The sequence below is a fragment of the Streptomyces sp. NPDC005195 genome (assembly GCF_040608315.1).
Taxonomy (GTDB): Bacteria; Actinomycetota; Actinomycetes; order Streptomycetales; family Streptomycetaceae; genus Streptomyces; species Streptomyces kaempferi.
Map to the genome: position 1 here is coordinate 1 of NZ_JBEXHZ010000028.1, position 22299 is coordinate 22299.

Below are 22299 nucleotides of genomic sequence, written 5' to 3' on the forward strand. Positions count from 1 at the left end.
TGGTCCTAGAGAAACCCCATCATCGCAGGTCACAAGGTACTTCCTCGTTTCCGGAGAAACTATCCACAGGCATCAATCCGGTGGATCCGGGCTGAGCCGCCGGTCAGCGCTGCTCCAGCCGCCCCGCCGCAAGGAGCGAGGTGAGCCCTTCGCTCAGTTCCCCCCCGACAGCCGCCAGCTCTGCCAGCGCACTCTCGAGGTCCACCAGTTTGCGGTGGACCTCGCCGTACGTCTGCTGCTCGTCCAAAGGCAGACGCAGTACGTGGAGTCGGCGCACGTCCACCCGTGAGGTGCTCGAGGAGTGCCCCCCCGCGCGCCTGGCGTTGGACCTCTCCCTGAGGCAGGCGGCAAGGAACCACGGGTCGAGACGGGCTGGATCCACCCGAAGCCTGTGCAGACGGTGGCCGAGCACACGGGGCGCTACCGTCTCAACCCAGGCGGCGAAGCCGTGCACCGTGGCGACGACGACCACATCGCCGAAGGAGGTCAGCGGGGACAGACCGTCCCGATCCGCCTGTTCGGCATCGGCCCGGTCGAGCCATTGCCGTTCTGTCGGGCTGGAAGCTGCGAGGCCGGTGAGCAGTTCGACGCCGTCTTCGGGTACCTCTCCCCGCCTGACCTTCTCCTCCGGAACGGCGGTGCCGGAAGAGATGGCAAGAGCTTTGGCCTGTTCGAGTTCTGCGATGCTCACGGTTCCATGACCGGTGGAGTCCCGCACCATCGAGAGGTCTCGCAGTACGCCGCCCGCGTCCCGGGCCGTCAGCAACCCCTTGTCGTAGCGGGCCCACAGGCGCCGCAGGTCCACCGGCCGCACCGGCTGAGCGGCCGCGACGTGCCGGGCCGGGGTGAGGTCGGTCTCCTCGCCGAGCAGGTCCGTCACCGGAACGGAGACACCACCGGGCACTTCGACGCCTTCGAGTGCGAGAAGCACCCGGTCCTGTACGCCGTCCCAGTCGACGGCGGGAAGTCGGGAGGCCGAGACGGAGGTGGGAGGGGTGTGGCGGCAGTCGCTCGTGTCCACGAGAAGCACCGCGTTCTGCGGGCGCGGGGCGGGCGGGGTGAGGACCCACAGGTGAAGGCCGACTCCGTAAGGGGGGGCCGCGCCGGCGGGCAGCGCGACCACCGCGCGGATGACACCGGCCCGGAGGAGCCCTGCCCTAATGCGGCGGCCGGCCCGTCGGGCGGCGACGCCCGGTGGCAGGAGGACGACAGCGACACCGCTGCCAGGTACGCCGTTCTCACCTGGGGCGCCGTCGCCGCCTTCGCCCAGCATGGACACGATGTGCTGGACCCAAGCCAGTTCCGATTCCGTACGCGGCGGCTGTCCGTAGGCCCAGCGCTGGTCGGTGGCCAGCTCCTCATGGCCCCAGTCGCGCGCGTTGGCGGGCGGATTGGAGAGCACGACGTCGACCGGGTCGGACAGCTGGCCGGTGGCGTTCCGGAGTGTGTCGTGGGCGGTGACCTCGATGCCCGCCCGGTCCGTCTCCAGGGCCAGCCTCGCGTCGGCGACCATAGCGAGGACCGGATCGACGTCATTCCCCAGGAGGCGCAGCGCCCGGCCGCCCGTGTCCGCCCCGGACCATCGTCGTGCCGCCGTGAGCAGGAGGGTACCGGTTCCGCAAGCGGGATCGGCCACCGTTCGTACGGGCAGGTCGCCGCGTACCCCGGCGGCGATCCGGGTCATCACGGTGGCGAGTGGAGGCGGCGTGGTGGCGATCTGTCGAACGTGCGTGCCCAGCCATCGGTCGAGCAGGAACCGGAAGGTCTCGGCCTCGCCCTCGGTACCTGCCATGCGTACGGCGTCGTCCACAAGCGCCTGCTCCGCCGGGTCCAAGGGCTCCCCCCGGTCGCGTTGGTCCGCCGCCGAGTCGCTCAGCCGCGCCCCGAGACCAGCGACGACACGGCCCATCCGGTCCCGGTCGCCGAGATCCTCCACCCGCGGCCACAGCCGTTCCAATGGGCCCGCTGTTGCTGCGATCTTGTCGTAACGTTTCAGCCACGCCTCGACCGCGTCGAGCGCGAACTGCGGGCTGGCGTCCGTGCCTCCGACCGGTAGGGGGAAATCGGGATACCTGCGCCTCCAGTTGCTCACTGCCGCCCGGCCGACACCCGCCAGCCGGGCGATCGCCGCCAGGGTCACCGACACCTGATCCGTACGCTGGGCCATCTCGCTCCTCCCGGAACGCCAGGTGCCGGCAACCCTCCTCCTCAGAAGGGACCTGACACTCCATTCGTGTCTTGACTAAGTTTTCAGTCTATCGAATCTGTCCCCTGAGCACAGCCACCGCCCTTCGGGATCTCTCCTGCTCATCCACCCCTGTGTCACCTCAGAAACTCACTGGGCCGCCCCCCGTAGGACACGTACAGCGCCTCCCGCGCCCGGGTGCACGCCACGAACAGCAGGCAGCGCTCAGCCGCCATATCGGTCGCGTTCTGGAGCCGGTCGACGTCGACCGGAGTGACGGCGGGCGCGAAGGGGAAGGTGGAGGCGGTGACGCCGGTCACGGCCACGCAGCGGAATTCGAGGCCCTTCAGACTGTGCAGCGTCGAAACCCGCACCCCGACGGCGTCGGCGGCCTCACCGTCCTTCACCCGTATGACCGGCAGTCCGGCGGCAGACAGCTTGTCGGCGAGGGCGGTGAGTCGGGTCCTGAAGCGGGCACATACCGCGATCTCGGAGGGGTCGACGCCGGCCTCCACCCAGTCCTGGACGCGTCGCACGACGGCCTCGGCCTCCGCCAGTTCCGTGGGATGTCCCTCACTCACGGGCTTCGCACCGTGCAGCAGGGAGCGGTAGCCGGCCAGGTTGTCCTCACCGTCGCCGGTGAGGTCGGCGACGTGCTCGCCGTCCAGGAGCGCCCGCGACCAGCGCAGGATCTCCTCCGTGGAGCGGTAGTTGATCCGCAGGCGGGAGCTGCGCGCGGACACCTCGATGCCGAGTGAGCGCAGCGAGACCCGGGCGTCGTAGATCCGCTGGTGCGGGTCGCCGGTCAGGAACAGGTCGTCGGGCCCCTCGGGCACGAGCGCGCGCAGCAGCCGCCACTGGGCGGGGTGCAGGTCCTGCGCCTCGTCCACGACGACATGGTCGTACGAGAGCCCCTGGCCGGGCTTGTCGCGTAGGAGGCGGCCGGCCTGCGCGCAGAGCTGGAGCCAGGTGCAGGCATGGTCGCGGTTCAACTCGTCCTCGAAGCGGGTGATCGCCGTCCAGACGCTGTCCCGCCGCTCGCGCGGCAGGGCGCTGCCACGTCCGCGACGGAGACAGTCCTCGTACTCCTTGGGAGTGCGCAGGTCCTGGGCGAGGACGACGTGGCGGTACTCCTGGGCCAGAAAGGCTTCGGACCAGGGGAGTTCGAGCGCACGGGCCAGTTTCTGCCAGCGGGCGCGCTCGTCCTTGTCGCCGAGGGCGGTGCCTGGACTGCCATGCAGATCGCGTACGGTGCGCTGCGCCAGCGCGTCGACCGTGGTGACGGTGACCCGGCCGAGAAGGGTCTGGTCGTGGTCGAGGAGCAGGGCGAGGGAGTCACGCAGGGAGCGGGCGAGGGCGCTGGTGTAAGTGGTGAGCAGGATGCGGCTGTCGGGCGAGCGGCTCAGGAGGTGCTTGACGCGGTGCAGGGCGACGACGGTCTTGCCGGTGCCGGGGCCGCCAGTGATCTGAGCTGGTCCGGCGTAGCTGGGGCGGTAGGCGATGCGGCGCTGGGCGGGGTGGAGGAAGACGCGCCAGGCGTCGAAGGGCTTGGTGAGGATGTCCGCGAGCTCGTCGGGTCCGGTGACCAGGGCGATACGGCTGCGGGTACGGGTGACGGCGGCGGCCAGGTCGTCCTTGGTCTCCACGGTGTCGGCGGGGGCGCTCTTCCGTGCCGTGACCAGGTCGCGGTAGATGTCGTCGGGCTCGAACCCTTCGGTCAGCAGCCACAGCGCCTCGAACTGGTCCTCGGGCATCAGCGACCCGAACGCCTCCAGCTGCGCCTTGCCGATAATGGTCCGTGCCGCTCGCAGGGTGACGTCGTCCACGCCGAGGTCCCGCAGGACGGTGTCCGACCACTTCGCAAAGAGCAACTCGGGCGCGGCCGCCGCCTCCTGCGCGAAGAGCGGGGTGATCTGCTCCATCGCGGTCATGTCGCGCACCTCCAGGCAGAGGGTCACCGCGTTGACCGTAAAGAGGCGGCGCTTGGCCCAGGCATACGCCTTGTCGTGCGGGAGGGCGTGCATGAAGACGAAGATGCCGCTGCCGTCGTCGGGGGCCAGGAGTACGATCCTCAGCCCGTCGTCGACCCTGATCGTGCGCATGCGGGGGTCGCGCGAGCTGACTACGGACTCCAGGTGGATCCCTTTGTCCGCGTACAGTTGACTGATCGTCAGCTCTTGGAACTTGTCCATGGCCTTGTGGACGCGGGTGCGGGCCGGCCCGTCCAGCCGGTTCACGCCTTCCCGGAAGGACTTGGTGATCGCGATCCTCGGCACCGCATGCGCCTTTCGCCAGAGCCCACCCCGCCGGTAGGCGTTGACTCAGTTTACAGGCGACTGCATCATCTCCATAGGAGTCGACCGTTCACCTGCGGTGACGCCCCGCAGGCGTGAAAATCGGTACAGGGGCTGTCCGCCGACGCCGTTTGATGTTTGGGCCGTGAGCCCGCATAGGAGTCTGGTGAGGGAGCCGCCCGAGGGGCCGCACACTGTCGCTTTGAGCACGCCGATCAGCTTCTCCGACCCCCTCAGGCTCCCCGGGCAGCCCCTGCCCGAACCAGTACAACAGGGGGTAACTGATGGAGGAGTCGAGAGAAGAGCACGACGACGGGACGGTCGCGCGAGTCGCGGCGATCGACATCGCCAAGGCATCCGGCATGGTCTGCCTGCGCGTCCCGCATGACACCATCGAGGGCCGGCGCGTCCAGCAGGTCTGGAACGTCGCCTCGACCACCAACGCGATCCTGGAACTCGGTGACCGGCTGGTCTGCCAGGGCGTCGAACGGGTCGTCATGGAAGCCACGGGCTCGTACTGGCGCCCGTTCTTCTACTTGCTGGAGGCCCGCGGACTGGACTGCTGGCTCGTCAATGCCCGGGATGTGAAGAACGTCCCCGGGCGCCCGAAGACCGACAAGCTGGATGCGGTCTGGCTTGCCAAGCTCGCCGAACGCGGTATGGTCCGGGCCTCGTTCGTCCCGCCGAAGGCTGTCCGGCGGTTACGGGACTTCACCCGGACCCGCACCGTGTTCGTCCAGGAACGCACACGCCACAAGCACCGGGTGGACAAGGCCCTACAGGACGCGCAGGTCAAACTGTCCGACGTCGTCTCGGATCTCTTCGGCATGTCGGGCCGGGCCATGCTCGATGCGCTGGTCGCCGGTGAACGCAGCCCCCGCATCCTCGCTGACCTGGCCAAGGGCAGCCTGGTCAAGAAGAAGCCGGCCCTCGTCGAGGCCCTGACCGGGCAGTTCGAGGACCACCACGCCCGGCTGCTCAGGGTGCTACTGAGCACCGTCGACCATCTCACCGCCCAGATCCAGGAACTCGACCGGCTCATCGCGCACACACTGGAAGAGATCACCACCCCGCACGACGGCGCGGCAGCCGGCTCGTGCGACGCTGGCACGAGCGCCCGCGCCCTGGCCGAGAAGCTGGACCTTGTCCCCGGGATCGGGCCGACCACCGCACAGATCATCCTCGCCGAGATCGGCGCAGACATGAGCCGTTTCCCCACCCCCGAACACCTCGTCTCGTGGGCCAAGTTGTGCCCCCGCACGATCCAGTCCGGCGCGAAGAACACCGCAGGCCCGGCCGGGCACGGCAATCCCTGGCTCAAGGGCGCCCTCGGCGAAGCCGCCAACGCCGCCGCCCGCACCGACACCTTCCTCGGCGCCCGCTACCGGCGCATCGTCAAACGCCGTGGCCACGCCAAAGCCCTGGTCGCCGTCGCCCGCTCGATACTCGTCATAGCCTGGCACCTGATCAACGACCCGGACGCCTCCTACCAGGAACTCGGCTCCGACTGGCACCAACGACATCTCAACCCCGCCCGCAAGACCCGCGACCTCGTCCGCCAGCTCCAGGCCCTCGGCCATCAGGTCACCCTCGAACCCACGGCCGCCTGACCGACCCCACCCCGGGACATCCGGTCCGCAAGCGGCCCGGATACTGCCGCCTGCCCGCCGGGAGATTCAATTTTCCGATCAGCTCCGCGTATCCGGTGGTGCCCGCGTGAACAGGGGAATCCCGGTATGAGTCCGATCCACCACGGCACGACCGACCCGGACGACGGGTGGGGCGACGACGGCGACCTGCTGGACCTCGCGATCGCCCGTCTGCGCGCAGGGGCCACACCGACGGCGGACGAGATCTACGTCCTCACCGAGGCTGTGCGCACCGCTCGGCGCGGGTTCGACGAGATCGGCCGGGCCAATACCGTCCTGGACCAGGCATCGGAGGCCGGCGACGACCTGGCGAGCCTGCTGGAGGACGCCTTGAAGCGGGAGGCCCGCGAAGAGATCTCGGCGGTGCTCGGCGCACTGCGCGCCGAGGCGCAGCGCGTCGAGCGCTCCGAGGCGGACCGGGCGGTCGCCCTCCGCATCCTCCACGGCGACCAGCCGGACGAGCACGAAGCTCTCGACTCCGTGCCCGCCCTGACCGCCGACCTGCTACCCCGGATGCCGACGCTGTACGACGAAGGGGAGGCGTCCGGCAGCAGCCTCGCCGACTTCTGGGACCGCTCCCAATTGAACAGCGCCCAGGAGCGAGTCCACCGCGAGCGCGTCGAGAAGAGCGCGGCACACCTTCTCGACGTGGTTGAACGGGCCGCGGACCGCTCGTTCACCGACCCCCGCTACACCCGGGCCGCCCTGGACGAGGCCGACCGAGCGTACGCACTGTGGTGTGCGTGCCTGGACGAGCGTTGACGCCACCGGTCACAGGGTGAGGGTGGCCCAGACCGCTCCAAGGAGCGCAACGGCCCGCAGCTCGCGTTCGCGCGTGACGCGTGGGCCGGGTTCGTCGCCGAACTCGGGCGGGACCGGTCGCACTGACCGGACCCGCCCGTCGGCCTCACACTCAGGCCGCGTGGCGCGGCCCCTGGCCGGGGGGTGGGTTCAGCAGCGTCCGATACGCGCTGCCCGCCGCACGGGCCTCTCTCATGCGGTCGTAGGCGTCGAGGATGAGGTCCTTAGTGCGGTAGGTGCCGTGCACGTTCTCATCCTCGCGCTTGACCACGGGGAATGTCCCCATGACGTACTCCACGTCGTCACGGCTGACGCCGTAAAGGTGGAACAGAGCCGCGTCCAATTCGGCCCGCAGCGATGCGCGACGGCCGCCGTCCCAACGAAACGGCTGGCCGGAGTAACCGAGGTCCTTGGCGAAGGCAGTCAGGTCCTTGCTGGTCCAGGAGAGTTCTACAACTCGGTCGATGAACCAGGCGGCCCCACCGTCTACATCCTCGAAGTCCGCGAGTGCGGGAACCGGCAGCTGGTACAGGTAGCCGTAGGTCAGGTGTGTGCCCGCGATCTTCTGTCGGATCACATAGTCGAAGACGTGCGACGACAGGCACCCCTGCAACAGGGCTGCTGCCTGTGCATCTGCCGGGAACATGAGCGGGTTGGTGTGACCGACTCCGTACGGTGGAAGGACTGTCGCCATAGTCGTCCGCGTATCTGTGGAACGGGCGATATCCCGCCACCCCACCAGCCACCCGTTCCACCATTCCCGCTCCGCCAGCCGCGTCGCCACCCCTGGCCACATGATCCGGTTGTTCTTCTTGTCCCGCTTCCCTGAGTCCACGTCGAACTCCGGCACCCAGTACCTTGGCAGCGGCGCGTAGTCCGGATCGTCGTGCTGTTCCGGCGTCACCCTCGGCAGCGTCCCCACATTGGCCTGCGCCTGCGTCTGTCCCTCGTACGTGCCGAGGCGGTGGTCGTAGTGGTGGAGCATCTTCGCCTCGTACAGCGGAAGGTAGCGCCGGCCGTCCGAGAGGTGGGTGAAGACGTTCCCGGTGAGCTTCCACCCCTCGGTCTCCAGCTCCGTCTTGCCCCGGAACAGGTGCGAGTCGTTGGACATGTGGAACATGGTCATGAAGGTCAGACCCCATGGGTTGGTAGCTCCCTTCCCTTGGTCGTCCCCCTCCTTCATCAGGACCGGGACCCGCTGGTAGATGCCGAGGGTGATCTCCGCGTCGCGGCGGGTGCGGAAGACCGGCAGGGTGCCCGTGTTGGGGTTGACCAGCAGGATCTCCTCCGGCGGCATGGCGAACCGGCGGCTGTCGAGGTCCTCCATGTGCCGGGTGCCGAAGGCGAAGGATGCCTTGTCCACCGCCTCGTCCCGGCCGGTGACCGTGAGCAGGGCGAAGCGGACCCGGTGGTCCACGTCCCGGCTGAGGATGAACGCCTCGTTCTCGAAGTCGAGGAACGAGGCGAGCCGGGCGGTACGGACCAGGTCGGAGAAGAACGGCGCGGTCGTCGCGTCGGTGGCGATGCCGGTCGGCAGGACGAGGCCGAACCGGCCGTGAGGGGCGATGCCCAGTGACGCGGCCTCGGCGAACACGGCGTACGTGTTGACGTCGCCGCGGCCGGCCAGCGGGAAGCGCCCCGAACCACGCAGCAGGTGGCTGACGCCCTCGGAGACACGGCGGGCCGCGATGAACTCAGCATGCAGCGCCCGGTCCGCCTCCTCCTCGCTCCCGGCGAGGGCGTCGATATGGCGCTCGCGGGCCGCCTTGTTGGCGGCCTTCGCGACGGTCTCATCGCGGATGGCGAAGAACTCCTGCTCCTGGAGCTTGACCCGCTCCCACGGTGGGTTGCCAAGGACGCAGCTGAACCCGCCCTTCCATCCCGTCCGCTCGTCCACACCCGGCGCGGCCGGATCAGCCGGCACCCGGAACACTTCCGGAAACTCCAGATGCCAGTGGAAGAAGCGGTACGCCTCACGCAGCCGCGCCACCTTCTCCACCGTGCCCGGCGGCAGGTTTGCTCCCCCATCGGCCGCGTGCAGGGTCAGTAGCGAGTCGGTGGTGAGAGCGGGCGGGGTGGCCTTCTCCGCCTTCTCCCAGACGAACGCCGCGCACCATGCGTCAGCCAGCTCCAGGGCCCGCAGATAGTCCTTGGACGTGGTGAGCTCGTGGTAATCGCGGGCCTGACCCCGTACGTCCTCCAGCTGCTCCGAGCGCGCGCCGGTGATCTTCGAGATGGCCTCTCCCGCTCCCTCGTTGGAGACGGCGAGGACGTGCTCCTTGGAGAAGAGCGCGTCCTGGCTGGCGCTGTGCTTCAGGGCGGCCAGCCAGCGCCCACGCTCGTCCGCGTTACGGGCCTTCAGCGCCCGTACCCACTTCGCCTCGTCGCCCTCCAGAGCCTTGAACGCCTCGTCGGGCAGTCCGCCGGCGAGGAGCCTCGGCGTCGTACCGAGCAGGCCGTTGCCGTGCTTGATGTGCGCGTCGAGGAAGGTGAGCGGTTTGCCCGGTTCCATTGCCTCGATCCACAGCGAAACCTTGGCGAGCTCGATGGCCATCGGGTTGAGGTCTACGCCGTAGACACAGCGGGAGATGACATCGCGCAGGGCGTGCCGTACGTCCTCTGCGCCCGGTTCGGGGTCGTCGGTGCGGATTTCGGCGAGCCGACGGGCGATCCTGCGGGCACCGGCGACCAGGAAGTGGCCGCTGCCGCAGGCGGGGTCGCAGACGGTGAGGGCAAGCAGCGCGGCCTCGCGCTCCGCCGGTGTCGAACCGGAGCGGGCAGCCTGATCTATGACCGGGTCCAGGGCGGAGTCGAGGAGGCAGTCGATCAGCGGAGACGGGGTGTAGTACGAGCCGGAGGTCTTGCGGTCGTTGCCCTCCAGTTTTGCGAGGACATAGGCGTCGTCGAGGCGCGGTTCGAGTTCGAGCAGCGACTCGTACACCGAGCCGAGTTCGTCCGCACCCAGGTGCCGGTAATCGACCTTGCGGGGGCGGCCGAGCTTGGCGTCGTAGATGACAGCGAGGGCCTTCACCGCCTCGTACAGGGCCTCGTTGGTCAGGCTCAGACCCTTCAACCTCTGGTCCACGTCGGTGGGTTCGAACAGGCCACCGAGTGCGGGCAGGCCGAGCTCGGGGCGTCCGCCGGGCTCGCCGAGTCCCTTGATGACCAGGGTCAGGGCCTCCCACTGGTCTCCGTGCGGGGTGCCGGGGCGGCGGGAGAGGCGGCGCAGCCGCGCGGTGGAGAAGTACTTCTCGTACGTGGCACGGGCGTCGTCGGACGCGTCCGGGTCCAGGAGCAGGCCGCGGTCCTCGGTGACGAATAGGAAGAGGAGCCGGTAGACGAGCCGCAGGAGGGCCGGGTGGAGGTCGCGGACCGTTGTCGTGCGAGTGCGCAGGGACGCTTTCAGGGCCGAGTTGTCGGGGTGGGCGATGAGGCCGGTGCCGATGACCGTGAGCGCCTTCTCGACTCCCTTGCGGAGCTCCTTGAGCGCGCGGGTGCCGGAGTCGATGGCCTCGGTGCGCCACTTCTCCAGCGGGCAGGAGGCCGGGGGTTTGCCCTCGAAGCGGGTGCGGTGGAGCAGGCGCCAGAGCAGGACGAAGTCGTCGGAGCGGTTGCCCTCGAACATCGCACGCAGGTCGAACTCGATGAACGCCGAGCCCGTCAGGGACGCGGACTCGCGCAGCAGGCGCACCTGGCGGCCGTTGGACAGGACACCCCAGAGCGTCCTGTCGCCGGAGCGGTTGAGGTACTCCTGCACCATCGACTGCGGGGCCTGCGCGGCGACACCAGAAGTGCGGACGTCCAGCGGCACGTTCCAGCCGGTGAGGTGCACCGGGACGTGTGCCCACCGGTGGCTGACGGGGAAGTCCTTCGCCCCGTCGTGCGCGGGGAGACCCGGTCCGGGTACGGCGGCGAGCGCGCCGAAGCCGAGCTGCTCGAACAGGGGCAGCAGCCAGCGTTCGGTGGTGAGGCCCACCGCGGGCACGTCGGGGTCGTCGTCCGCGCCGTCCCGTGCGAGGGCGTCCTGGTATGCGACCCAGACGCCGCGCAGGTAGCTCCAGGAGCGCTCGGCGGCGTCCCGTACGGACTCGCCCTTCGCGAAGAGGCGGTAGTCGGAGGGCTTGGAACCCGACTGCTCCTTGCCCTCCTTGATCCGTACGAGCAGGTCGTAGGGGAGGAGGCCGCCTACGGTGGCGACGGTGTCGGTGACCTGGGTCCTGGCGAGGCTCATGCGTCCGCTCCCAGCTGGATCGTGGCGGCCGGGCGGTAGAGGAAGACACCGAGGACGTCCGGGTCTCCCTGTGGGAGGACCTTGAGGCCCTGGAGGCGGGCGCGGGAGGCGGTGCGCACGCGCCGGTGGGAGGCCTCCAGGGCCTTCGCGGCGGCGGCGGAGCGGGTGCGCAGCTCGGCCATCAGGGAGTCGTCGGAAGCCGGGTCGAGGGCGGCGAGGATCTTCGTGATGTGCTCGGTGGCGAAGTCGGGGTCGGAGTTCCCCGAGGCCCGTGCCTCCAGGAGTGCAAGCGCCTCCTGCTCCCCGAGCCACTGCGGCGCTTCCGGCCGGCCCTGGAAGGCGACCACCCGGGCGTCCTCGGCGAGCTGGTTGCGTACCGATCCGTCACGGGCGGGCAGGTTCAGCTGGAAGCGGTGCCGTACGAGCAGCAGGGTCGTGGGACGTGACACGGCCGTCGTACGGACCACTCCGCAGCGGCGGGCCGGTCGCTGCCAGGCGAGGGACTTCTCGTGGAACTTGTCGTCCAGGGCCGTGTCCAGGACGAAGCGGGCGACGGCGGTCACCACCGGGTCGGTACGGGTCAGGGCCGCTTCGCCGCGCGGGGCGCTCGGCGCGTCGTGGAAGACGACGGGGCGGGGATGGCGCGGGCCGAGCGCCGCGGAGACGGCGTCCCGCAGCCCTTGCGGGAGGGCCTCGATGTGCGTGGTGAAACCGCCCTGCCTGCGATCGGCGGGAATCGCGCGCAGGGCCTTGAGCGCCCGGCGGGTGAAGTCCGATACCTCGTCGCCGGTGCCGAGCGCGGAGCGAATCTCGGCGACCTCGGCGGCTACCTCCTCCTTCTTGATCGCGTGCTGGGCGTAGCGGGAGCGGGAGGCCTTCTCCTGGTCGGCGGAGGACTCCCAGGCGATCTCCAGCTGTTCCACGTCCTGCACCTGCTCCTGCCCGAACAGCCCCTCCTGCTCGAACCCCGGGTTCTCGCCGCGCAGGATCAGCTCCTCGAAGACCGCCTGCATGGCGCTCTCCGCCTGCTGCGGCACGGGCACGGAGATGCCGGTGGCCCGGCGGATCCGCTCGTGCTTGCGGATCAGCACCTTCAGGACGATGTCGTCGACGGGGTTGTCCGCGCCGTACAGGGTGAGTGCCTTCACAGTGTCGGTGCGCTGCCCGAAGCGGTCCACCCGGCCCTCGCGCTGCTCGTGACGGGTCGGGTTCCAGGCCAGGTCGTAGTGGATGACGGCGTCGAAGGACTCCTGGAGGTTGACGCCCTCGGAGAGGCAGTCGGTGGCCACCAGGACCCGGCGCTCGGGTGCGGGGTCGCCGTTCTCGTCGGGGCCGGTCAGCTCGGCGACCCGGGTCAGGCGCTGGTCGGGCGAGAGTTTGCCGGTGACGGAGGCGACGGCGACTGGGTGCTCGGTGTCCCGCTTGTTCAGCACCTTCTTCAGGTGGTCGGCCACGTAGTCGGCCGTCGCGATGTAGCGGCAGAAGACGATCGGCCGGTAGCCGGAGTCGAGGAGTTCGGTGACCATGGCGACCAGCTTTTTCAGCTTGATGTCGCGAACCGGGCCCGCGAGTTTCCTCGCGGCTTCGGCCATCGCTACCAGACGGGCCCGCTCCTCCTCACCCAGGGGGTCGTCGCCCTCGGCGGAGGGCAGAAGGGTGCCGGGCTCCTCGTCGGCGGAGAGTGCGGTGTCGCTGTCGGCTGGGTCGGAGACGGTCTGTCCGCCCGTACGGTCCGCCTCGTCGGGGGTCTCCGCCTCCTGCACGCCGGCCCGGGTGTGCAGGGAGCGCACAGCGGCGGCCGGGGAGGAGGACAGGGTCCGCAGGAGAGCCAGCGTCGACCACCAGCGCTGGCGCTGCTGGAGCGCTCCGTCGGCGGCCCGCACGGTCTCCCGGGCGTACGCCAGGACCTCGGCGAGGAGCCTGCGGTAGTCGCGGTGCAGGTCGTAGGAGACCTCGGCGGACTGCCGGGTGGACGGGAAGTGCGCACCGTCCTGAAAGTCCTCCCGGATGTCGGCGCGGCGGCGCTGCACGAAGTGCTCGGCGAGCGTCCGGCGGCCCGCTTCGGTGTCGAAGCTGACCGTGGCGAGGCGTGGGTCGAGCAGCCCGAGCAGGCGGCGGAAGGGCTCCTCCTTGCCGCTGTGCGGAGTGGCGGTGACCAGGAGCAGGTGGCGGGTGCTGTCGTCGGCGAGCGCCCGCAGCAGACCGTACCGCTGCTGCGTGGTGCGGGCTTTGGGTCCGGTCGGGGAGTCGGCGACACAGGTGTGGGCCTCGTCGACGATCACCAGGTCGGGGCAGTTGCGCAGGAAGTCCTCGCGGTGGCGGGGCGACTTGATGAAATCGGTGGACACCACGTAGGTGCCGTCCGGGCGGAAGACCGACTGCCCGTACGGCGTCTCGCGCTCCAGGCGGCCGATGGTGGAGGGCAGCACGAGGCGGGCGTCCATGCCGAACTTGCCGTGCAGTTCGGCCCGCCATTGCTCGGCGAGCGCGGGCGAACAGAGCACCACCAGGCCGCGGGCGTCGCCCTGGGCGAGCAGCTCGGCGGCGATCAGCCCGGCCTCCACCGTCTTGCCGATGCCCACATCGTCGGCGATGAGGAGCCGGACCGTGTCCTGGCGCAGCGCCATAAGCAACGGCACCAGCTGGTACGGGCGCGGGTCGACGGCGATCGACGCGAGCGAGCGGAAGGGCCCGGCGCCGGCCCGGAACCCGATCCGCAGGGCGGTGCGCAGCATGCCTGCGGTGTGCTGGTCGCCGAGGTCCGACGGCTTGGGCGGAGCGAACGTGGCCGGGACCACGGTCTCCAGGCCGGGCAGCACTCCCGCGATGTCGACGTCCGATCCGCCCAGGGGGCGCAGCACGAGGAGGGCGGGGGTGGAATCGGGCAGCACGACCCATTCGCGGCCCCGGGCGTGGACGAGGGAGCCGACGGCGTACGGCTGGACGGCGGTGGTCATACGGGCCTTCCGGGGCGGATGTCGTGTTCGGGGAGGTGGTCGGGATCGAGGCGGCGCGTGGCCGTGGAAGCTCGGGCGGGCAAAGCGGGGCGACCGGGCGACGGCCGGGGTTCCGTGCGGCCGGCGGCTGGGCGCACCACCGGTCCGTACAGACGTCATAGCCCTGCCCGGTCCCAGGTCAGCGGCGTGCCTCGCCGAACACCTGAGGGTACTCGGCGACCTTCTGCGACCAGTCGTCGTCGTACCGGATGCGGATCACGTCCCAGCCGACGTCCTTCAGCCGCTCGACCGCCTCCTCGTCTCGGAGTGTGATCTCGACGTGGTCGTGGTGCGGGCCGTCCACGAAGACCGCGACGGGGCCGAACCCGGTGTCGTAGACGAAGTCCGGCTTGGACAGGGCCGTGGACACCTTGACCTGCTGGTGGTCGGGCAGCCGGTGGCCGTGCGACTTCAGATAGTCCACGAAGCGCTCCTCCAGCCTGGAGTCCGCGCCCCCTTTGAGGACTTCGGCGTGCTCATCCCGGGTGCGGCCCGGATGGCTTCCTTCGACCGTCCCGCCCGCGAAGGTCTGGAGCAGTTCCGCCACGAGCTTGCGGTCGATGGAGCGGTGGTGGCGCTGGTTGCCGAAGGAGAGCAGGCAGTCGTAGCAGCCCTTCTCGCACGGGTCGCCGTTGCGCTTCTCCGCTCCCCGGTCGCGTCCCACCTGGTCGTAGTGGATGATCTCCAGTGCCTTGCGGGCCGCCTGTGCCAGGGCTTTCGGCTCGGCCTGGAGGCGGCGCAGCACCCCGGCGCCGCCCTCGGCACTCTCGATGAACAGCAGGCGCTCGCGCGGGCCGTCGAAGGGCGGCAGCTCCTCGGTGTCGAGTTCGGCGTCCTCCAGCTGGAACTCCGCCTCGATGCCCCGCTCCAGGGCGTACTGGAGGGTGAGCGCGGTGTCCCGGTCGACGGGCTCCGCCAGCTTCAGGACGAGGATGTTCCGGGTGTCCTGCACGTACGGGATCACGGGAACCTTGCGGTGCGCCGTGTCGGCGTCCGCGAGGCCCTCCTGCTCCTCGGAGGTCTCCCGGCCGTCCCGCTTCGAGGTGGAGCCAGCCAGCCACTCCCCGGTCGTCGGGTCCATCCAGAAGCCGATGTCGCCTCTGGCGACGGCGCGGCGGTAGCCCAGGTTGGTGAGCCGGACGGTGGCGCTGTCGCCGTATGCCAGTTCCGCGAGCGCCGTGCCCGACGCGGCTCGTGCGGCGGCCCGCAGCGATCCGTCCCGGCCATCCTCGTGCTTCTTGAAGCGGTAGGAGATTTCCACTTTGTAGCCGGTGCGCTGGCGCTCCTCCTCGTCGGAGGAGATCCGGTCACGACGGCGCGTGAAGACCGTGTGCAGGTGCAGCAGGCCGGTTCGCACGTCGTCGAGGGGGCTGTCGCAGACCGGGCAGGTGTCCTCGCGCAGCTCCTCCGGGGACAGGTACGCGCAGCGCCCGCACACCTTGGCGCTCTCGGTGGTCAGCTCACCGGCGGTGTCCGGCGGCAGCTGCACGCGGTCCACCTTGAAACGGCTGCCCTCGTGGTAGATCAGCGCACCCGGACCGAACTCGCGGATAGCGATGAACCGGGAACGCTGGAGGTAGTCGCCGTCGTATCCACCGCGGCTGGTGCGTCCGGTGCCGGGGATGTACGCGGCCAGCGGCAGCCTGGGGAAGGAGTAGCCGGGCAGGAAGCCCTCGGAGGCGAAGTAGCGGTACGGGTAGAAGTCGGACATCACCGAACGTTCGCCGCCCTGCTCGTTGGCAAGTAGCTTGAGCTGTCCCTCGGCCTGCGCCCGGCGGCGCTTGGCCTGTTCCTTGGAGCGGCCGGTGGCGGTGCGGTTGAGGATGTTGTCGTGCTGGATCTCCCGTTCCTCCAGGGCCCGCCAGAACAGGTTCTTCCAACGCCCGCATGCGAGGCGGAAATTGCCCGGAGCCGACCGGACCGTCTGCTCCAGCCACTCCTCGTGCCACCAGGAGGTGTCGCGCAGGACGTCGACGCACCCGGCCAGGACCGTATGGGCGCGAGCCAGCGCGCGGCGCTGCGCGGCCGGGTCGTCGATCTTCTCGGCCACCTCGGGGAAGAGTTCGAGGGAGGGCGACTTGCCGTCGGAGTCGAGAAGCTTGGTCATGGTGCGGGAGAGTTCAAGTCTCGTCTCGGCCAGCCAGATCGCGTGGACGTGGGAGGCCAGGAGGTCCTCGTTGCCCAGGTCCAGGCGCGGAGGGGCGACGGCCCCGGCGACCATCTGTTCGGGCCGGGAGAAGTAGTACTGGTCGTGGCTGTTGCCGGTCGCGCAGTACGTGGTCACCAGTGCGGGCTGCCCGCTGCGGCCCGCGCGTCCCGAACGCTGGGCGTAGTTGGCCGGGGTCGGCGGCACGTTACGCAGGTTGACGGCGTTGAGGCTGGCGATGTCCACGCCGAGCTCCATCGTCGGCGAGCAGTAGAGCAGCGGGAGGGCGGTGCCCTTGCTGAAGAGCTTCTCGCGCTCCTCACGGATCTCGGGGTGGACCTGCGCGGTGTGCTCGGCCGCGTGCAGTCCGGCGAAGGTGCCCGCGATGTCGCGGTAGAGGCCCTTGAAGAAGGCGTTGACACGGGGACCGCTGTCGTCGCGGTAGGTGCGGCGCAGCCGGTCGACCGCCCCGTGGTCGCCGTCGACGGCGTGCCAGCGGATCACCGTGTGGTTGATCCGGTAGCCCGGGTCCTCCCCCCGGCCCTGGGTGATCTCGGTCAGCACTCCGCCGGCGGCCAGCACCGTGAGCAGGTCACGGATGACGTCCTGCGCCTCGTCGAGGGACAGTCCCTGGTTCCATGCGGGAAAGGTGGTGGGCTTGCGGACGTGGCGGCCGAAGGCGCCACGTCCGGTGAGGTTCAGTTCGCTGCGCCCCCGTCCGGTGCGGCCGGGGCGCCCGGGGCGGGGGACGGCGAGCGCGGCGGGCAGCGGCGCGGCCTCGGTGTCGGTGACCGCCCAGGCGTCGTTGAGCTTGGCGGACTCCTTACGCAGCTCGGCGAATTTCGCCTCGGTGAAGTACGGGGTGTCCACGGCCCGCTGCCGGCGCAACTCGTCCATCAGGACCTTCGCGAGGTTCGCCCGTACGTCGGGAGTCGCGGTCCGCAGCGGATCCGCGGATTCCTTCCACCGCTCCTCGTCACCGGCGATCTCGGCCAGGCCCGCGTACTCCAGGCCGAGCAACCCGGTCTGTTCCAGGTTGGGCATGGTGACGCGCCAGCCGCGCTCCAGGTCCGTGAAGAGCCGGTACTCGGCGACGGCGGCGAGCGCCTCCAGGGTGACTTCGGCCAGCGGCTCCACCTCGGTGGGGTTGGCGGCGTACTCATGACGCGACAGGCCCATGGCCGCCACGACCTCCTCGCCGAGCCGCTTCCAGCGCAGTCCGCTTTCACCCGCTTCGACCATGGCGCGGTAGAGGGCTCCGCGCAGCTGGGTGACCATGACGAAGTCGTTGAAGTGCCCCGCCTGAAGGCTGGCGTCCTGCCGGTTGTCGACGAAGGTGAGCAACTTGCGCGCGTCCGGACCGAGATCCTCTTCCGGCACGCTCTTGAGGTGGCGCACGATCGAGGCACTGACGACGGAGGTGGCCGTCGACCGTCCCTCCTGGTCCAGCGTCATCAGTTTGGCGAAGTCCCGCTCCCTGACACTCTCGTAGCCCACGCCGCACTCCAGGCAGAAGAGGAAGGGCGCCGGGAGGTAGGCGGCGTACAGTCCTTCGCGGTCCTTGCCCGCCGAGCTGCCGTCGGGACGCACCCACACCGGCTGCGGAGCCCGCTTCTTGCGGCTCGGAGTGAGGACCGGGGCGCCCTTCTTCTCGTCGAAGGTGAGCCAGCTGTCGGGGAAACGGCGCTGCTCGATGGCCTCCCCGAGGTGCTCGGGCCAGGGGTTGACGGAGGAGACGTAGAGATATCCCTGCTCGTCGTCCTCGTCCTCTCGGGTGCGGAAGTGGACCGAGCCGTCGTCACGCTGCTCACGGGCCACCGTCAGGTACTCCTGGCCGCATTCCCGGCAGAAGGACAGCGGAAGCAGCAGCTTGTCGGGGGCGCCGGGGACGCGTTGCTGGTAGGTGCGGGTGATGTGGCGCTCCCCCTCCGGCTCCAAGGAGACATGGGCGGAGCCGCCCTTGGAGAGGAACTGGTGCAGCCTGAAGGCGAACAGCGGACGGTCGCCGTCCGGCGGCCGGGTCTGCGAACCCGCCTGGAGGGTGGTCCGGATGGCCTCCGCGCACTCGGCGAACCGTTCGTCCTCGGGATGTTCCACCGCGACGTCGAAGGCTTCGGCGCGCAGGAGTGCGGCCGCCTTCTCCACGGTGACGGGTTCGGCGCGCACCAGCGGCGTACTGCCGTCTTCGTCCTTGGTGCGGACGAGGCCAAAGGTCGTCTCGATCCACCGGGCCAGCGGGTCGGCGGCGAGCTGCTCGTACTCCTTTGACGGGTTGTTCTCCCGAACGCGAGCGGCGAGTTCGGCCGGCGTCGGAACATCCGCTCCGGTTGCTCGGACCAGGGTTTCGCCGACGACTCGCTTGGGGTCGATCTCGGTGTCGAAAAGAGTCGAGGCGACCCGGGCGACCTCGCGGCGGCGGGCGGAGGGGGTGCCGCCCGTGGCCATGGTGGCGGAGGTGCCCACGCACTGCAGGGCGGGCGACTCGCAGGCCTCACGAACCCGGCGCACCAGCATCGCGACGTCGGCGCCCTGACGCCCCCGGTAGGTGTGCAGCTCGTCGAGGACGAGGAAGCGGAGCCCCTTGGCGTTGCCGATGAGCTGCTTGCGCTCCTCGGGGCGGGTCAGCATCAGCTCCAGCATCACGTAGTTGGTGAGCAGGATGTCCGGCCGGTCATTGAGGACGGCGGCCTTCTCCTCCTTGCTCTCCTGGCCGGTGTAACGGGCGTAGGAGACCGGCTCATTCTTCTTGCCGTAGCCGGCGGTGAGGAACTTCTCCAGCTCGCCCATCTGACTGTTGGCCAAAGCGTTCATGGGATAGACGATGATCGCCTTGATGCCAGGGGCGGCACCCTCTTCCTTTTCCCGCAGCACCCGGTCGACGATGGGAACGATGTAGCCGAGACTCTTGCCCGAACCGGTGCCCGTGGTCAGGACGAAGCTGGAGCGCGAAGCCGCCGCCTCGATCGCGTCGCGCTGGTGGCGGTGGAAGGTGACGGGCCGCACGGTGGCGCCCCGCTTGGCTTTGCCCGTACGGAAGATGCGGGCACACTCCGGGTGCAGCAGTCCTCCCTCGACCGCGAGGTCGTCGACGCAACCGCCGGACTCGAAACTCGGGTTGAGCGAGAGGTAGGGGTCGGGCCACTGGTCGCCGTCGGCCAGCGACTTCGACACCTTCTCCTCGATGCGCGGGTCGTCGATCACCACCGATCCGGAGGTGTACTCCTTGTAGTCCCGGATGAGCCGCCGGTGCACTTCGAAGACGTCCACGTAATCCTCACTCGTTCCCGACGGGGTCCGCACGCCACGCTAGCTACCCGCGACCTTCGCCGTGCGGTACTCCCCTGGATCGTACGACTCATATAACATCACGGACGTGTGAACTTAGTCAACGCACATACGGTCCGCCAGGGGACCCCCTAATGGCCCATGCTCATGCCAGACTCTTCCCGGGACGCCCGGGGACGGGCTCATCGGGATACGGACGGGGTCGCATCGCGTATGGACATCGAACAGCCGATCGCCGAGCGGTACCGCATCAAGCACAGGATCGGCCGGGGCGGAATGGGGATCGTCTGGCTCGCCCGCGACGAGCACCTGGGGCGCGATGTCGCGCTCAAGACCATGAACCCGCCGCCAGGCCTCACCGAGGAACAGTTGGCTCGGGAATCCGAACGCTTCCGGCGCGAGGCCCAGGCCGCCGCCCGCCTCGACCACGCCGGTATCGCGACTGTCTACGACCTCGGCGAGGAGAAGGGCACCCGCTACCTCGTCATGCAGTACGTCACCGGCATCGATCTCGACGACCGAGTTGCTGAACAGGGGCCGCTGTCGCTCTTGGAGGCCGCCTCGATCGGCGTCCAGATCGCCTCGGTTCTCGGATCCGTACACGTCCGCGACATCGTCCACCGTGACCTGAAGGGCAGCAATGTCATCATCCGTACCGACGGAGTGGTGAAGGTCCTCGACTTCGGCGTCGCCGCTTTCCTCTCCCCTGACGTCGTCAAGCTCACCACCACGGGTGAGCAGGTGGGAAGTCTGGAGTGCATGGCCCCTGAACAGATCAAGGGCAAGCAGGTCGACCAGCGCACCGACCTGTACGCCCTTGGCTGTCTGCTGCACAAGATGCTCACCGGCGAGCCCGTCTTCGCCCACGACTCCGACCTGATGCTCCCCGGCCTCATCCTCGACCACCCGCCGACGCCTCTGCGCGAGCTGCGCCCGGAAACCCCCGGCGACCTGGAGGAGTTGATCCTCCAGCTGCTCGCCAAGGACCCCCGTGCCCGCCCCGCACACGCGGGTGAAGTGTGGCAGCGGCTTGCCGGCTGGCTTCCTGAACGTGGCGATCCCGCAGCTGCCCTCACCCCGTGGGCGGAGGTAGACCCCCTGCGCCCCTTCACCCACCCCATGGGCCCCGACGCCCGGCCCGTACGTGCGTGGGCGAAGCCGGGCCGGGCGAACTGAGCTTCTCCCTCTTCGTGCCGCAGGCCGCCGCTTTCTGGGCAGTCCGTCACGGCGCCCGTCTACGACAGAGGATGCCGAAGATGCCCAGGAGGAAGACCGCGGGCAGCCCGGTGGGGGCACGGCAGTGACCATCCTCGATACGGACGAGGTCGCGAACGGCAACGAGACCAGGCCACTCACCGCACCTGAGAGTGCGGGTCGTGAGACAGGTCCGGTCCAGTCCGTGGCAACTTTGACCGTGCCTGCTTCCGACGTGGCGGGGGCGGTCCCGGTGTCTCCCTCTTCGGAAGGAGCATCATCGGCTGCTCCTCCTCCGGGCGGTACCGGAAATCCGCTGCGGACGGGCACCGTCCCTGAAAGTCAGGGCTTCCACGAGTCGCCGACCATCGATGCCCAGCCCACCTCTGGCACACCGGGATGGGCTTCACCAGGGGGCCTCCCCGAGATCTTCCTCGGCGTCACCCGCCCCTCCCCACAACACGGTGTACCCGGCGAAGTGGCCGGCCGGAAAGTCGCGGTCGATCTCGACGAAACCCACACCATCAGCCTCTTCGGCGTACAAGGAGGCGGCAAGAGCTACACCCTGGGCAGCATCATCGAGATGGCCTCGCTGCCCGCCCCGCCGGTCAACGAACTTCCCCGCCCTCTCGCGACCGTGGTGTTCCACTACAGCCGCACCATGGACTACGCACCGGAGTTCACTTCCATGGCGCGCCCAAATGATGACCAGGCGCAGCTCCAGGTCCTGAAGGAGCGCTACATCAAGCAACTGGCCCAGGAGCGGCTCAACCTCGCCGAGGACTACATCGACGACGATGCCCGGCTCACCAGCCTCATCCGACCCGGCCGACTGATCATCGTTGACCTCCGCGACGAGTACATCGAGAAGGACGAAGCACTCGGCCTCTTCGTCGTCCTGATGCAGCTCTTCTCCGAGGTGCGCAGCGGGGACGAACACTTCAACAAGCTGGTCGTCTTCGACGAGGCGCACAAGTACATCGACAGCCCGGACCTCGTCGCCGGCCTAGTCGAAACTGTCCGCGAGATGCGCCACAAGGGCATGAGCATCCTGGTCGCCAGCTAGGATCCGCCCTTCGTACCGATCTCTCTGATCGAACTCTCCGACCACGTCATCCTGCGCAAGTTCACCTCGCCGGCCTGGTTGAAGCACCTCCAGAAGGCGAACACCGCCTTCGCCAGTCTGCGCTCTGAGCAGATGGCGCAGCTTCAGCCCGGCGAGGCGTACGTGTGGGCGAGTAAGTCCACTGACCCGGCGTTCACTCACGGAGCCGTCCGAATGCGATGCCGTCCTCGGGTGACCCGGCATGGCGGAGGGACGAAGACGGCGACGGGCGGACAGTGAGCTGGCAGCACGTCGTCACAGCGGGTGCTCCGACGAGGTGGGTGCAGGCTCAGCCCGTGACCCGGCGCCCGTGTACAACAGAGGACCCGCGCCCGCGTGGTGCGGGTCCTTCTCTGCTTGGCGAGGTGATCAGCTAGAGGAATCGGATGCGCGGCCGGACCTCGGGCTGCGTC

At 69.3% G+C, this 22299-nt stretch carries 9 protein-coding genes; 4 read left to right on the top strand and 5 right to left on the bottom strand.

Features of this window, described 5'->3' with window-relative positions:
* Positions 1-103: 103 nt before the first annotated feature.
* Positions 104-2167, bottom strand: coding sequence for an N-6 DNA methylase (locus ABZV34_RS25080; RefSeq protein WP_356280757.1), 2064 nt, complete (start codon positions 2165-2167; stop codon positions 104-106).
* Between the two features lie 155 nt (positions 2168-2322).
* Positions 2323-4461 (bottom strand): UvrD-helicase domain-containing protein, encoded by a 2139-nt coding sequence (locus tag ABZV34_RS25085; protein WP_356280759.1) that lies wholly within the window; start codon positions 4459-4461, stop codon positions 2323-2325.
* Between the two features lie 302 nt (positions 4462-4763).
* Here ABZV34_RS25085 and ABZV34_RS25090 point away from each other — a divergent pair, with 302 nt between their 5' ends.
* Together ABZV34_RS25090 and ABZV34_RS25095 are read left to right on the top strand one after the other, a co-directional pair.
* Positions 4764-6089 carry an IS110 family transposase gene (locus ABZV34_RS25090; protein ID WP_356280761.1) on the top strand — a complete coding sequence of 442 codons (1326 nt, stop codon included), beginning with the start codon at positions 4764-4766 and terminating at the stop codon, positions 6087-6089.
* A 126-nt stretch (positions 6090-6215) separates the two neighbouring features.
* A complete protein-coding gene (locus ABZV34_RS25095) occupies positions 6216-6890 on the top strand; it encodes a hypothetical protein (protein WP_356280764.1) in 675 nt (224 codons plus the stop codon).
* 151 nt (positions 6891-7041) lie between these two features.
* On the opposite strand, the gene ABZV34_RS25100 is transcribed toward ABZV34_RS25095, so the two are convergent.
* From ABZV34_RS25100 to ABZV34_RS25110, 3 genes are all read right to left on the bottom strand, one after another.
* Positions 7042-11160, bottom strand: coding sequence for a DNA methyltransferase (locus ABZV34_RS25100; RefSeq protein ID WP_356280766.1), 4119 nt, complete (start codon positions 11158-11160; stop codon positions 7042-7044).
* Positions 11157-14117: a helicase-related protein gene (locus ABZV34_RS25105; protein ID WP_356280769.1), complete on the bottom strand. Its 2961-nt coding sequence runs from the start codon at positions 14115-14117 to the stop codon at positions 11157-11159. The genes ABZV34_RS25100 and ABZV34_RS25105 overlap by 4 nt, the downstream gene beginning before the upstream one ends.
* A gap of 178 nt (positions 14118-14295) precedes the next feature.
* Positions 14296-19569, bottom strand: a complete 5274-nt coding sequence (locus ABZV34_RS25110; RefSeq protein WP_356280771.1) for a DEAD/DEAH box helicase — start codon at positions 19567-19569, stop codon at positions 14296-14298.
* A gap of 231 nt (positions 19570-19800) precedes the next feature.
* On the opposite strand from ABZV34_RS25110, the gene ABZV34_RS25115 reads away from it, so the two are divergent.
* Positions 19801-20763: a serine/threonine-protein kinase gene (locus ABZV34_RS25115; RefSeq protein ID WP_356280774.1), complete on the top strand. Its 963-nt coding sequence runs from the start codon at positions 19801-19803 to the stop codon at positions 20761-20763.
* A gap of 496 nt (positions 20764-21259) precedes the next feature.
* On the top strand, positions 21260-21847 hold the full coding sequence (locus tag ABZV34_RS25120) for a hypothetical protein (RefSeq protein ID WP_356280777.1): 588 nt from the start codon (positions 21260-21262) through the stop codon (positions 21845-21847).
* Positions 21848-22299 lie beyond the last annotated feature (452 nt).

Coding starts and splice junctions, on each gene's coding strand:
- ABZV34_RS25080 (WP_356280757.1), bottom strand. CDS start 2,167: ATGGCCCAGCGTACGGATCAGGTGTCGGTGACCCTGGCGGCGATCGCC.
- ABZV34_RS25090 (WP_356280761.1), top strand. CDS start 4,764: ATGGAGGAGTCGAGAGAAGAGCACGACGACGGGACGGTCGCGCGAGTC.
- ABZV34_RS25095 (WP_356280764.1), top strand. CDS start 6,216: ATGAGTCCGATCCACCACGGCACGACCGACCCGGACGACGGGTGGGGC.
- ABZV34_RS25100 (WP_356280766.1), bottom strand. CDS start 11,160: ATGAGCCTCGCCAGGACCCAGGTCACCGACACCGTCGCCACCGTAGGC.
- ABZV34_RS25105 (WP_356280769.1), bottom strand. CDS start 14,117: ATGACCACCGCCGTCCAGCCGTACGCCGTCGGCTCCCTCGTCCACGCC.
- ABZV34_RS25115 (WP_356280774.1), top strand. CDS start 19,801: ATGGACATCGAACAGCCGATCGCCGAGCGGTACCGCATCAAGCACAGG.